The organism is Acidocella sp. KAb 2-4 (assembly GCF_020567705.1).
Classification (GTDB): domain Bacteria; phylum Pseudomonadota; class Alphaproteobacteria; order Acetobacterales; family Acetobacteraceae; genus Acidocella.
In genome coordinates this window covers 132,896-146,484 of record NZ_JAJDJU010000004.1, presented here as the reverse complement: position 1 = coordinate 146,484, position 13,589 = coordinate 132,896, and the positions used below count along the sequence as shown (strand labels likewise).

Annotated in this window: 14 protein-coding genes; 13 read left to right on the top strand and 1 reads right to left on the bottom strand. The window is 60.5% G+C overall.

Annotation, left to right across the window (positions count from 1 at the left end):
* The 4 genes from LI953_RS04910 to fabG all read left to right on the top strand — a co-directional run bounded on the left by LI953_RS04910 (position 1) and on the right by fabG (position 6,150).
* On the top strand, positions 1 to 2,037 hold the full coding sequence (locus LI953_RS04910) for a 3-hydroxyacyl-CoA dehydrogenase NAD-binding domain-containing protein (protein ID WP_227074916.1): 2,037 nt from the start codon (positions 1 to 3) through the stop codon (positions 2,035 to 2,037).
* The gene (gene pcaF / locus LI953_RS04905) at positions 2,034 to 3,236 is read left to right on the top strand and encodes a 3-oxoadipyl-CoA thiolase (RefSeq protein ID WP_227074915.1); all 1,203 of its coding nucleotides are present in this window, start codon (positions 2,034 to 2,036) and stop codon (positions 3,234 to 3,236) included. Before LI953_RS04910 ends, pcaF begins: the two co-directional genes overlap by 4 nt.
* A gap of 552 nt (positions 3,237 to 3,788) precedes the next feature.
* Entirely contained in the window at positions 3,789 to 5,318 is a 1,530-nt protein-coding gene (locus LI953_RS04900) for an APC family permease (protein ID WP_227074914.1), read from the top strand.
* Between the two features lie 67 nt (positions 5,319 to 5,385).
* Positions 5,386 to 6,150 (top strand): 3-oxoacyl-ACP reductase FabG, encoded by a 765-nt coding sequence (gene fabG, locus LI953_RS04895; RefSeq protein ID WP_227074913.1) that lies wholly within the window; start codon positions 5,386 to 5,388, stop codon positions 6,148 to 6,150.
* Positions 6,151 to 6,184: 34 nt separating this feature from the next.
* Here the strand turns inward: fabG and LI953_RS04890 are convergent, their stop codons facing one another.
* A complete protein-coding gene (locus LI953_RS04890; protein ID WP_227074912.1) occupies positions 6,185 to 6,988 on the bottom strand; it encodes a DeoR/GlpR family DNA-binding transcription regulator in 804 nt (267 codons plus the stop codon).
* 170 nt (positions 6,989 to 7,158) lie between these two features.
* On the opposite strand from LI953_RS04890, the gene LI953_RS04885 reads away from it, so the two are divergent.
* The 9 genes from LI953_RS04885 to LI953_RS04845 are packed head-to-tail and all read left to right on the top strand — an operon-like array spanning position 7,159 to position 13,588.
* Positions 7,159 to 8,433, top strand: coding sequence for an aspartate aminotransferase family protein (locus LI953_RS04885; protein ID WP_227074911.1), 1,275 nt, complete (start codon positions 7,159 to 7,161; stop codon positions 8,431 to 8,433).
* A complete protein-coding gene (locus LI953_RS04880) occupies positions 8,417 to 9,973 on the top strand; it encodes an aldehyde dehydrogenase family protein (protein WP_227074910.1) in 1,557 nt (518 codons plus the stop codon). The genes LI953_RS04885 and LI953_RS04880 overlap by 17 nt, the downstream gene beginning before the upstream one ends.
* 2 nt (positions 9,974 to 9,975) lie before the next feature.
* Complete coding sequence (locus LI953_RS04875) at positions 9,976 to 10,575, top strand: BMC domain-containing protein (protein WP_227074909.1); 600 nt, start codon at positions 9,976 to 9,978, stop codon at positions 10,573 to 10,575.
* Between the two features lie 3 nt (positions 10,576 to 10,578).
* Entirely contained in the window at positions 10,579 to 10,965 is a 387-nt protein-coding gene (locus tag LI953_RS04870) for a hypothetical protein (protein WP_227074908.1), read from the top strand.
* Entirely contained in the window at positions 10,962 to 11,213 is a 252-nt protein-coding gene (locus LI953_RS04865) for a EutN/CcmL family microcompartment protein (protein WP_227074907.1), read from the top strand. Before LI953_RS04870 ends, LI953_RS04865 begins: the two co-directional genes overlap by 4 nt.
* A gap of 31 nt (positions 11,214 to 11,244) precedes the next feature.
* Positions 11,245 to 11,529: a BMC domain-containing protein gene (locus tag LI953_RS04860; RefSeq protein ID WP_227074906.1), complete on the top strand. Its 285-nt coding sequence runs from the start codon at positions 11,245 to 11,247 to the stop codon at positions 11,527 to 11,529.
* Between the two features lie 38 nt (positions 11,530 to 11,567).
* A complete protein-coding gene (locus LI953_RS04855) occupies positions 11,568 to 12,221 on the top strand; it encodes a hypothetical protein (RefSeq protein ID WP_227074905.1) in 654 nt (217 codons plus the stop codon).
* A gap of 10 nt (positions 12,222 to 12,231) precedes the next feature.
* Positions 12,232 to 13,245, top strand: coding sequence for a phosphotransferase enzyme family protein (locus LI953_RS04850; RefSeq protein ID WP_227074904.1), 1,014 nt, complete (start codon positions 12,232 to 12,234; stop codon positions 13,243 to 13,245).
* A 55-nt stretch (positions 13,246 to 13,300) separates the two neighbouring features.
* Positions 13,301 to 13,588: a response regulator transcription factor gene (locus LI953_RS04845; protein ID WP_227074903.1), complete on the top strand. Its 288-nt coding sequence runs from the start codon at positions 13,301 to 13,303 to the stop codon at positions 13,586 to 13,588.
* The last annotated feature ends 1 nt before the right edge of the window (position 13,589 follow it).

The window sequence follows — 13,589 nt, the reverse complement described above, 5'->3', positions numbered from 1 at the left end:
ATGGAGGCGCTGCAACTCTCGGTGCGCGAGGGTGTGCTGGTCATGGAGATCAGCAATCCGCCGGTGAATGCGCTGTCGCAGCCGGTGCGCGCGGCGCTGATGGCGGCGTTGGCGCGGCTGGGCGCGGATGAGAGCTTGCGCGGCGGCGTCATCGCCGGGGCGAGGGGCACGTTCATCGCGGGCGCGGATATCAAGGAATTCGGCAAGCCGCCGGAGGCACCCTTTCTGCCGGATGTTTTCGCGGCCATCGAGGCGTGTCCGAAGCCGGTGGTGGCGGCGCTGCATGGCGCGGCGCTGGGCGGCGGGTTGGAGTTGGCTTTGGCTTGCGATGTGCGCATCGCGGAGGCGGGCACGGTGCTGGGCCTGCCGGAGGTAACGCTGGGCGTGATTCCCGGTGCGGGCGGCACGCAGCGCCTGCCGCGCCTGGTGGGGGTGAGCGCGGCGTTGCGACTCATTGGCACGGCTGAGCGGATTGGCGCCGGGGCGGCGCATCGGCTGGGCGTTGTGGACGAGGTGGTCGAGGTCGATGTGGTGGGCGCGGCGGTCGCGCATTTGCCCGCCAAGCGGCGGGTGAGCGCGCTGCCGGTGCCGCCCGAGGCCCCGGAAGCGGTGGCGAAGGCCGAGGTGGCGGCGTTGAAGGCCGGCAAGGGCCGCCCCGCCGTGGTGGCCGCCATCGCGGCGGTGAAGGACGCCGCCGCACTGCCCTTTGCCGAGGGCCTGGCGCGCGAGCGCGCCCCCTTCCTTGCGCTGCGCGCCAGCCCCGAGGCGGCGGCGCTGCGCCATATGTTCTTCGCCGAGCGCGAGGCCATGCGCCTGCCCGCCGCGTTGCGTGCCACGCCACGCGCCATTGAAACCGTGGCCGTGATCGGCGCTGGGACCATGGGCAGCGGCATCGCGCAAGCGGCGCTGGAGGAGGGGTTTGCCGTCATCCTGTATGACCAGAATGCGGATTTGCTGACGAAAGCCGGAGAGCGTCTGTGCGCCGCGCTGGCCGAACGCGCCGCCGCCGGAAAAATCACGCCCGCGCTGGCGACGAAGCTGCGCCTCAGCCTCGCCACGGGATGGGCGGAGATCGCGCCGGCCGACCTCGTGATTGAGGCGGTGTTTGAGGATCTGGCGGTGAAGCAGGAGGTGTTCCGCCAGCTCGATGCCCATGCCAAGCCCGGCGCGGTGCTGGCGACCAATACCTCGTATCTCGATATTGACACCATCGCCGCCGCGACGTCCCGCCCGCAGGATGTGTTGGGGCTGCATTTCTTCTCGCCGGCGAATGTGATGAAGCTGCTGGAGGTGGTGCCCGGCAGCGCCTCGGCGCCCGACCTCGCCGCCGCCGGCATGGAATTCGGCAAGCGGCTCAAGAAGCTGCCCGTGCTGTGCGGCAACGCTTTCGGCTTCATCGGCAACCGCATTTACAATGCCTACCGCACCCAGTGCGAATTCATGCTGGAGGACGGGGCTTGGCCCGAGGAGGTGGACGCGGCGCTGGAGGCGTTCGGCTTTGCCATGGGGCCGTTCGCGGTGGCCGACCTCTCCGGGCTGGACATTGCCTGGCGTATGCGCGCCGCCCAGGCCGCGCGACGCGACCCACGCACGCGCTATGTGCCGGTGCTCGACGAACTCTGCGCGCAGGGACGCTTTGGCCGCAAGAGCGGCGCGGGCTATTACACCTATGCCGCGGGCAAGCGCAGCGCGGGCAGCGACGCCACGGTGCGCGGCATCATTGCCGCCGCCTCGGCAGCGCGTGGCGTGAGCCGGCACCCATTGGCGCCGGAAGACATTCAGCGCCGTGCGCTCGCGGCCATGGTGAACGAGGCGGCCTTGCTGCTGGCCGACGGCGTGGCGCAGCGCGCCTCGGATATCGATGTCGTGCTGGTGCAGGGCTATGGTTTTCCGCGCCATGTGGGCGGGCCCGTGTATTGGGCGCGCATGCAGGACCGCGCCGCGCTGGAACGCGGCATCGACATCATCGCCGCCGCCGCCGGTTTCGGTTTCCGGCGCGGCTCCCTTGATCTTTTGCTGACGGAGTCCGCGCCATGACCGATGCCTTCATCTGCGATGCCATCCGCACGCCTTTCGGCCGCTATGGCGGCGCGCTCAGCGCCATGCGTACCGACGATCTCGCGGCTCATCCGATTGCCGCATTATTGGCGCGTAATCCGGGCCTTAATCCGGCTTTGGTGGACGAGGTGATTCTGGGTTGCGCCAATCAGGCGGGAGAGGATAACCGCAATGTCGCGCGCATGGCGGCGCTGCTCGCTGGTTTGCCCGAGGCTGTGCCGGGCACGACGATGAACCGCCTCTGCGGCTCGGGCATGGATGCGGTGGGCACCGCGGCGCGGGCCATCCGCACGGGCGAGGCGGAATTGGTCATCGCCGGCGGCGTGGAGAGCATGAGCCGCGCGCCTTTCGTGCTGCCCAAGGCCGACACGGCGTTTTCGCGCAGTAACGCGGTGTATGACACCACAATCGGATGGCGCTTTGTGAACCCCCGCATGCAAGCGGCCTATGGCACCGAGTCGATGCCGGAGACGGCCGAGAATGTGGCGCGGGATTATGGGATCGCACGTGAGGCGCAGGATGAATTCGCCCTGCGCAGCCAGGCGCGCACGGTGGCCGCGCAGGCGGCGGGGCATCTGGCGCGCGAAATCGCGCCGGTGACGCTGCCTGGAAAGAAGGGCGCGGACATCATCGTGGATATCGACGAACATCCGCGCGCCACCACGCTGGAGGCGCTGGCGAAGCTGAAGCCGATCGTGCGCAAAGACGGCACGATTACCGCGGGCAATGCCTCGGGCGTGAATGATGGCGCGGCGGCGGTATTGGTGGCGTCTGCCCAGGCGGCGGCGCGGTTTGGCCTTGCGCCCCGCGCGCGCGTGGTGGGCATGGCCACGGCCGGAGTGGCGCCGCGCATCATGGGTATCGGCCCGGTGCCCGCCACGCAGAAATTGCTGGCCCGCGTCGGGCTGACGCTCGCGCAAATCGATGTGATCGAGTTGAACGAGGCTTTCGCCGCGCAGGCTCTGGCCGTTACGCGGCGGCTTGAGCTGAGCGATGACGATGCGCGCGTCAACGCCTGGGGCGGCGCCATTGCGCTAGGGCACCCGCTGGGGGCCAGCGGGGCGCGCATCATCGCCACGGCCGTCAACCGGCTGCATGATACAGGCGGGCGTTATGCGCTGTGCACGATGTGCATTGGCGTCGGCCAAGGCATTGCCCTGCTACTAGAGCGGGTATGAGGCCACGTTGATCTGCTCATGACAACTCTCATGTGTCTTGGGTAAGGCGCCGCGGGATCAAGCAACGGGCGCCTCGCGCGCCGAGGGGCGAACGATGGACAAGGCGGCGGGAACTGATGCTGTGACGCTTCTGGCCCGGCAGGCGCGAACCTCGCCAACAAGGCGCCTGCCAACGGCGAGTTGCAGGCCGGGTTGATTTGGCCTCCCTGCAGGGTGGATTGCGGGGATTTGCGTGAGAAATCAGTCAGCCGCCGCGAATCGGCGCGTGTGGCTGCATAATTGATCATATCGTCTGACGTTTTGGCGCCAACTGATCGGCCTTTCCCTTGTCGCTTTTCCGCGCTCAAGCTCAGCGCGCCAGCTTTGCTAAGGGTAAGACGACACCGAATTGCCCGAGTCGCCACAGATATTTAGTCGAACGACTAGCTGGTCAAACAGAAAACTTTGGACTTAACTACAAACAAAAGTACCGGGCACAAATCTCAAATTAAAAAGCTCGACCCGGTGCAAGGACGGTATACTAACGAATAATATCATTAAGGAGGAAACCGCATGAGTGAGTCCAAAATTACCGGGACCATAGACGTCGGTAAGAGAGAGAACGTCGCGAAATTACATTCGAAGGCTGTTGGCGTTATCGGCGTGCTCTTTTTGTGCGTGACGGGCGCCGCACCGGAATCGGCGATGCTGGGCAACGTGCCGTTCGCTGCCGGGTTTGGCACCGGCGTCCACACACCGGCGGCCTTCCTGCTGGCGACCATCGTGCTGGTCATCTTCAGCGTCGGCTATGCGACGATGGCTTCCCAGGTCTCGTCGGTAGGTGGTTTCTATTCCTACATCGCGCAAGGTCTCGGCCGGGAACTTGGCATGTCGGCGGGCCTTACGGCGCTGGCCTGTTACTCGATCTTCGAGGCCTCGCTCTACGGGCTGTTCGCCTATTTTGGTAATATCTGGCTTTCTCAGCATTTAGGCATCAACATCGGTTGGGTCTGGCTGGCTTTGGCGGCGGTGGTGGGGGCCGGCGTGCTGTCGCTGCGCGATGTCCGCCTCAGCACCGCGGTTTTGGGAACGGCGGTGCTTTGCGAGACCGTCGTGCTGCTGATTTTCTCCTTTGGCGTGGCCTTGGCCCATGGCGGAACTAGCTTCTCACTCGAGGCGCTCAATATCTTTCATGTCACCGTACCGGTCGCGGCGCAGAAGGTTGGCAATGTTGCCATTCCGGCTGGTGCGGCGGCGGTCGGTATTTTCATGGCCTTCTGGTCGTGGGTCGGATTTGAGATGGCGCCGAACTACGCCGAGGAGAGCCGCAACCCCAAGCGGGTGATACCCATCGCGCTCTATTCTTCCGTGATTTTGCTTGGTGTGATCTACACGTTCGTGTCCTGGTGCGGCGTCTCTGCCTATCCTAACGCGGGCGCGATGCTGGCGCAGGCGGTCAATGATTCGGGTGACTTTTACCTGACGCCGATGAAGCAGTTTGTCGGCGACTGGGGTTACCAGGCGTTGAGCTTCCTGATCCTCACCAGCTCGTTTGCCTGCGGCATGGCCTTCCACAACACCACGGCGCGCTACATGTACTCCCTCGGACGCGAGGGCATTCTGCCGCATCATCTGGGCAAAACCCATGATGTGCTGCGTAGCCCGCATTATGCTTCGGTTGTGCAGTCCGTGCTGGCGGCGGCTTGGATCGTGTTGTTTGGGGTTTTCAACGGATTTAACAGTCCGATGGACCAGGCTTATGACGGCATTTACACGCTTTACGCGGTGCTGGGCACGGGGCTGTTACTGGTTTTGCAAGCGTTCGTGTCGCTGGCGATCTGGAATTATTTCCGCAAGAATGGCGGCGGTAGCCTGCTCAAAACCACGATTGCCCCGTGGATTTCTTTCGTCGTGCAACTTTGGCTCGTGTATCTTCTGGTTTCCAATCTGGTCACCTTCGCGGGCAGCTCGGCCTTCGCCAACGCGATTCCCTATATCGGCGGGGCCATCATCGCGGTCGGCTTGGTCTGGGGTTTTGTGCTCAAACACATAAATCCAGAGGCTTACAAACATATTGGTCACATGGTGCATGAAATCGACTGATCTGGACGTGGCTTAAATCCCAGGCGGCAGTTTCTTGCCGCCTGGTTTTATATTCAAGGAGCAAGGAATGAGCGCATCGTTGAAGGGCCGTGTGGTCGTGGTAACGGGCGGGTCGAAGGGTATCGGCCGAGGCATAGCCAAGGTCTTTGCTGAAGCTGGCGCGATCGTCGCAATCATGGCCCGCCATGCCGACGACGCAGACGCCGCTGCGAGAACGATTGGCTATGGCGCTTACGGCATTTTTGGCGATGTCACTGTTCACCAAAGCCTCATAGCGGCTTTCGCTGAAGTGGCCGAGCGTAGTGGAGGCATTGACGTTCTCTGTGCTAATGCGGGAATTTTTCCGCAGGCTCGGCTTGAGGACATGACCGAGACGCAATGGGATACGGTGAGCAATACGAATCTCAAAGGCACGTTCATGTCCGTCCAGGCGGCGCTGCCTTATCTCAAACAATCCGACCAGGGACGGGTCGTGCTGACATCTTCGATCACCGGCCCCGTGACGGGCTATCCCGGATGGGCGCATTACGCGGCGACCAAGGCGGGCCAACTCGGCTTCATGCGCACCGCCTGTATTGAGCTCGCGAAATACGGCATCACCATGAATGCGGTACTGCCGGGCAATATCATCACTGAAGGTCTTGCGGGGATGGGCGAGGATTACCAGCGAACCATGGCTGCCTCGGTGCCGCTGAAGCGGCTCGGCACGGTGGAGGATATTGGCTATGCCGCGCTTTATTTTGCGTCGAAGGAAGCCGCCTATGTGACGGGCCAAACCATCATCGTCGATGGCGGGCAGATCCTCCCCGAAACATTGGAAGCGCTTGATTGAGCAGGACGGGCGAGGGGGCGTGATAACCCCCTCCTTACATCGAGAATTCGACGTCGTCGCTGCGTGCTTCAACCACATTGGCGCCCGCCTGTAGTAGCGCCGTGGCCAGCCGGCCCTTGGGTTTGATGTCAGTGATCAATGTCGTCGCGGGAGACCATTCACCATAGACGGTCAGCGAAGGGCGGTCGAATTTGGTGTGATCGGCGACGATGATGGTGTGCGCGGCCCGGCGCATCATCATGCTAAACGTCATGCCAGGGCCAACGCCGGCATCATTGGGACCTTCGACCGTTAGGCCGCTCGCGCCAAGAAGGGCCTTGTTGGCGTGGAAGCGCTGCAACGCATCGATGGTCTCCGGGCCATAAATCACGCCCTCGCGCCCGTCATACTGGCCTGGCAGCATGATCACTTTATGGGTCGGATTGGCGGCGACCGCGGTCGCGATGGAAAATGCATGTGTGATGATGGTCAGGCCATTGAGAGTCGCCGCCAGGCGCCGCGCGACATGCAGCGTCGTGGCGCCACCGCCGATCATCAGGATGTCGTTTGGCTCCACGAGTTGCACGGCGGCCTCGGCAATCCGTTCGCGTTCGGCCAGCATCAGTCCCTCCCGCACCGCAACGGCTGGCTCGGAAGGCACGGAGCGGACCGCCCCGCCATAAGTGCGGTTGATCAAGCCGACTTCTGCCAGTTCCGCGAGGTCGCGGCGCACAGTTTCAGTTGAGACCGACAACCGCTCGGAGAGCTTGTTGACGCGCAGAGATGGGGAGGCGGCCAGTTCAGCAACAATGCGAGCCTGCCGCTCGGTCTTGCTTAGTCGTTGGAAACGTTTGCTCATGGCTCCTTATCGCACAAAGGTACGACAAAAACAGGGTGGACGTGAGAATAGCCGACATCCAACGCCGAGGCAAAAAATCACATCTAATTTGGCGCTTGACAACCATAAAATGACATGCTTCAAACATATGATATTGGAAGTCGCGCAAAAACTACATCAAGGACGCGCCAATGTTTGACTACGGTCATTTCAGGTTCGATAGCAAACAAGAGTGCCTGGATACGGCGATTCGCTATTGGAACCCGGATAAAACCCTCTTCTGGCAGAAGGCGGGGATTGACCTCGTGATTGGCCGCCGTGAGGGGTATTGCCTTTATGACATGGATGGCCGCCGCCTGATTGATCTGCACCTTAATGGCGGCACCTTCAATTTTGGTCACCGCCACCCAGAACTTGTGGAAACGCTCAAAGGAGCGCTGGATTATTTTGATATAGGCAACCACTGGTTTCCTTCCGTGGCCCGTGCGGCGCTGTCAGAGGCGCTGATCAAGGCGACGCCGGGTATGAAATATGCGGTGTTCGGCGCTGGCGGGGCGGAGGCTGTGGATATCGCGATCAAGTCCGCTCGCTACGCGACGAAGCGGCGCAAGATCGTTTCCATCATCAAGGGGTATCATGGCCATGGCGGCCTTTCGGTCGCCACGGGAGATGAGCGCTTCAGCAAAATTTTTCTTGCCGATCAACCCGAGACCTTTCTGCATGTACCGTTCAATGACGTCGACGCGATGGAGCGGGCGCTTAAATCCGGTGACATCGCCGCGGTGATCATGGAGACGATTCCGGCGACCTACGGCTTTCCGATGCCCAAAGAGGGCTATCTCGCGGCGTGCAAGACGCTCTGTGAAAAATATGGCGCCATGTATATCGCGGACGAGGTACAGACCGGGTTGATGCGTTGCGGCGCGCTTTGGGGGTGGCAGACTTACGGGATCCAGCCTGACATCATGGTGACGGCCAAGGGGCTTTCCGGTGGCTTGTATCCAATCTCAGCCTGCCTTGTGAATGAGCGGGCCGGTGGCTGGTTGAATGAGGATGGTGCCGCTCATATCTCGACCTCGGGCGGGGCTGAGCTCGGTTGTGTTGTCGGGCATAAGGTTATGGAGATCTTGCAGCGTCCCGAGGTGATTGCGAACGTACATGCGGTTAGCGCGTTTTTTCGCGACAGTATGGCGGAGATGATGCGCCGTCACGGTGATATTTTCAGCGGTGTGCGTCAACGCGGCGTGATTCTCGGATTGGAGTTCAACCATCCGGAAGGCGCGGTATTCGTATCTCGTGCGTTGTATGAGCATGGCGTCTGGGCTATTTTCTCGTCCCTCGACAAGCGCGTACTGCAGTGGAAGCCAGGCGTACTGCTGAGCCATGATATGTGCGAGGAAATCATGGACCGGTTTGATGCGGCAATGCCGCGCGCGCGGCAGCTGCTGCGTGAAGCCGGCCGATAAACGGGAGTTCGACGTGAGCGAAACTGCACCTCCTCTGCTGCGTGTTCCTGATGCGGTTTATGAGCAGACGCTGCTCAAAATAGAGCGTTCGCGCTGGGCCGCCGCGCAGTTTCAGAAATTAGACCGTGCGAAGACGGAACGTATTGTGCAGGCTGTTGCCGAAGCGGCTTATGCGAAGGCACGATTTTATGCCGAGTGGGCCGTGCGCGAAACAGGCATGGGTGTGGTCGCGCACAAACAACTCAAGAACGAGGCATGCTCGCGCGGCTTGGTCGAAAAATACGGTGGGGACGATTTGGTGTCGCCGCGCATTGACCGAGCCGGAAAGATCGTGGCACTGCTGCGTCCCGTTGGCGTGATCTTTGCGCTGGTTCCGGTCACTAATCCCGTTGCGACCGTATACTTCAAGACGTTGTTGGCGCTAATGTCGCGCAATGCGATCATTTTGTCGCCGCATCCAGGCGCAAAGGATGTGTGCGCCGACGCAGCCCGGATCATGGCCGAGGCGGCCAAGGCCGCTGGTGCGCCAGATGGTGTCATCCAAGTTATTGAAGAACCCACGATTCCTCTGATCGAAAAGCTGATTGCCGATGCGCGAATTGACCTCGTGATCGCAACTGGTGGTCCGGCGGTGGTGAAGGCCGCGTATAAATCCGGCAATCCGGCACTGGGTGTTGGTCCTGGAAATGCACCGGTACTGGTTGATCATACAGCGGATATTCGTAAGGCTGCACAGCGTATCGTCGCATCAAAATCGTTTGACAACTCAATTCTATGCACCAATGAATCAACTCTGCTGGCTTTTGCGGGCATCGCGGATCAACTTCTGGCGGCAATGAAAGCCGAGGGGGCGCATCTCTGCACACCGGATGAGACGGCGAAGATCAGGCGTTTGCTATTTGGCGGCGGCGGCTTTAATGCGGCAGTCATCGGCAAAGATGCGAGCCTGATTGCGCGCGAAGCGGGGTTCACGGCGCCGGGCGCGAAAATTTTGCTTACACCGGTCGATCTCGTGCAGCCGGAAGAAGAGCTGGTGCGAGAAAAATTATGTCCAGTGCTAGCATTCGCGCGGGTCGATGGCCTGGGTCAGGCGATTTCAAGCGCGCGATCGATGATGCGGAAAGCCGGGCGTGGGCATTCGGCCGCCATTCACTCCCGGCACGAAGCGCATATTGTAGCTTTTGCCGCAGCATTGCCCGCCTTGCGTGTGGTCGTAAATGCGGGATGCTCGCTAGGAGCATCTGGATTCGAAACAAATCTTGGGCCGTCGATGACTATAGGCACGGGCTTTGCCGGTGGATCCTCGCTATCTGAAAATCTATCCCCGCGTCATCTCGTACAGTTTGTCAATGTTGCTTATAACCGCGAGGATGCAGAGTTGTTCGGTAATTTCGAGAGTGTAGATCCTTTCGCCTCGCTAGCCGCCACATCCACGTCAGTTAGGCCGGTCCCATTATCCCTTCCTGCCGATGCAAGTGATTTGCGGCGGACGTTGCGTCAGATCATTCTCGAAGAACTCAACGCGGTGCTGACGGCTTAGCCATGTCAATCCTCAGATCCTTCATCTTTGTCGATCAATTGCAGCCGCAAACCATGTGCTACCTCGGCACATGGATCAGAGGATCTCTGCCACGCCGGAATATGGCCGCGCAAATCATCGAGGTCGCGCCGGGGTTGGATATCGAAGCGCTGACCGACATTGCCTTAAAGGCGGCGGATGTGCAGGGCGGTGTTTTGGTGGTGGAGCGACAGTTTGGATATCTGGAGATTCATGCGCGTGATATAGCAGCGGTCAAGGCCGCGGCGGAAGCGGTTGTCGCTTCAATGGGCAAGACGCCGGGCGATGCGTTGAAGCCGAAAATCCTGGCGTCGCAGATTATCAACCGCATCGATCCAGGGCATGCCTTTCTGATCAACCGCAACAAGGTTGGGTCGATGGTTCTGGCTGGCGAGACACTTTTTGTTCTCGAAACGGAGCCCGCTGCCCATGTCATTCTGGCGGCTAACGCCGCCGAGAAGGCCGCGAATATAAAGATCGTCGATTACCGCATGATCGGCGCGACGGGAAGGCTTTACCTGTCGGGGACCGAATCGGATGTGCGGGCCGCAGCTGTCGCGGCGGAACAGGCGTTGGTGGGGTAAGCCATGGCTCATCCAAGCGAAGCGGAACTGCGTCATATGGTCCGCGAATTGTTGCGCGAGATCATGGTGGAGCGCAGGTCGCTTGCAGGGGTTGAGGATGTCCGGATGACATCGGACGCCGAGTTGCAGGCGTTTGTAAAGAAGTTGATGGCACCTGGGATTGTTGAGGCCGTGCGTGACGGGAGGCTGCGGTTCAGGCTGGTGGCGGATGCAGTTCAACTGCCAGAAGCTCAACAAAAGCCGGTGTTGTCTGGCGTGATATCTGAGCGGAAGCTCGCCGGATGTGCCGCGGGCGAGACCATCGTTTTGGCGCGGGGCGCGGTGCTCACGCCCTTGGCGAGGGATCTGACTCGCCGCCTTGGCCTGAAGATCGAAAGGAGGAGCGGATGATCAAGGCAACGGTCGCGGGCCGCGTCTGGTCGACCAAAAAGGTGAAGGAAATGCCAGCCGGTTCGATCCTCGAAGTCAGGGTGGATGAGTCATCCTCCACGCTACTCGCCTTCGATCCGCTGAATTGCGGGATCGGAGAAAAGGTCATCGTCGCGACCGGTTCGGTTGCCGCGGCATGGTTCCAGGGCAAGTCGCCGCCTATTGACGCGTTGATCATCGGGTTGATCGATGAAACGCACAGTTCCTGAAACGGATTACAAATCTTGAGGAGGTAAGTTCATGTCTAGCAATGCACTTGGAATGATTGAGACCAAAGGTTATGTGGCAGCGCTGGCCGCAGCTGACGCGATGGTGAAGGCAGCGAATGTTAGCATCATCGCCCGTGAACAGGTTGGTGATGGCTTGGTCGCCGTCGTTATATCGGGCGATGTCGGCGCGGTGAAAGCGGCGACGGAAGCGGGGGCGGAAGTCGCTGGGCAGGTGGGTACGCTGGTTTCGGTGCATGTGATTCCCCGCCCGCATGCGGATGTATCAAAGTATTTTTTGATGGCAGCCGCGAAATAGCATCCACATCGGTGTGGTGTGCGGGAGGGGTATGAAAATTGTCAGAGACGGTGAAATCCGCCAAGGGTGACCTTCGGGTTTATCTTTTGCTCGAAACTCTGCAGCCGCAATTCGCGGCCTATCTCGGCACACCAACGCGGGCCCGCGGTTACCCGCCATTTGCCGGGCAGCATTCGCTAATTATCGAAATTGCACCTGGTTTGATGATCGAACGAGTGATCGATCTCGCGCTGAAGGCCGACCCGGATTTGGAGCCAGGAATCTTGTTTGTCGAGCGCCAGTTTGGGATTCTAGAAATTCATGGAAGTGATAAGGACAAGCTGCTTCGGGCGGGAGCGGCGATCCTCTCGGGGATGCAGCTGGCGGCGGCGGACCAGCTGGCACCGAAAATCGTGTATACCGACATGATTGAGGATGTTACCGATCAGCACGCCGTCATCATCAACCGCAATCGTCAGGCTTCCATGATCATGCCCGGAGAGACGCTTCTGGTCATGGAAGTGGTGCCCGCGCTCTATGCCGCGATGGCGGCGAACGTGGCAGAGAAGGCGGCACCGGGCCTGACGCTTGTCGATGTGCAGATGATTGGCGCGGCCGGGCGGCTTTATATGTCCGGCCGGACCGAGGACGTCAGGACAGGGCTTGGTGAAATTGAGCATGTACTCGGCAATATCAAGGGACGGGCAGCATAGGGGACAGGGTATGATGCACGATTTCGATACGCTCTCCCACGACGGACAAATGGCAATTTTAATGGAACTCGCGCAATCCGTGACGCGATCCTATGATCTGCCTGCTGGCGTCGATGTCAAGCTGCTCAATCTGTCGGAGAATGCGACCTACCGTGTGCAGGCACCGGATGGCCAACGTTGGGCGCTCAGGGTGCATCGCGGCGGCTATCATACCAAGGAGGCGATCGCCTCGGAGCTGGCATGGCTGCGGGATTTACGCGCCCAGAACGTGGTGGTCACGCCCACGCCGATCGCGGGGAAAAATGGCGAGTTGATTCAGACGGTCCATCATCCGCGCATGATCGAGCCACGGCACGTCGTGCTTTCGCATTGGGAAGCGGGGGTGGAGCCGGGGATTGGCGATGATCTTACGCAACCATTCGAAGTGCTTGGCGAAATCACGGCCCGCATGCATCAGCATAGCCGGCAGTGGCGGCGGCCCTCCTGGTTTGTTCGCCCGACCTGGAATTTCGAGACGACACTCGGGGAGCGCAACCCGCATTGGGGAAAGTGGCGCGATGGCATGGGAGTGGATGCACAGAAGGCCGCTCTGTTTGGCCGCACCGTCGATGTCATCGGCAAACGGCTGCTTGCCTATGGTCAGGACGAAAGCCGCTTTGGCCTGATCCATTGTGATTTGCGTCTCGCGAATCTTTTGATCGATGATGATATTGTCAAGGTGATCGACTTTGATGATTGCGGCTTTGGCTGGTTCATGTATGACGCCGCCACTCCCCTCTCGTTTTACGAACACGAACCGCAAGTTTCAGGCCTGATCGAAGCCTGGAAGACAGGATACCGTAGAGTGGCGAAACTCCCCGCGGCGGATGAGCGGGAGATCCCGACCTTCGTCATGCTGCGCCGAATTTTGCTGCTGGCCTGGATCGGCTCACACGCGGAAACGGAAACCGCGCAGTCGATGGGTGTTCCCTACACTGAGGGGACGGTCGGGCTTTGCGAGGACTACCTCGCAAAATATGGTTGAAATGACTTTCTCACATGCGTAGGGATGGTAAATCTTGTCCAACTCGCTACAGCCTTTGACGATCAACATGGCCGCAAAACGCCCAGCAGCGCCGAGTACACAACCCGACATCCAGGCGGCGCGAATGATGGGCTATGCGCCCAATCGAGTCGTGCTCAGTGGGCGCCAGCTTGTGGTGGCGCAGCTTGTCGCGCTCGGGCTCGCGGATAAGGAAATCGCAAACTTCCTGAATGTGAGCCAGGGCACGGTAAAGAGCTGTGTGTCGATGATCCTGCAGAGGCTCGCCCTGCGGCGGCGTACGCAAATCTGCCGCTATATTCATGAGATGGGATTGTTTCCCTAGG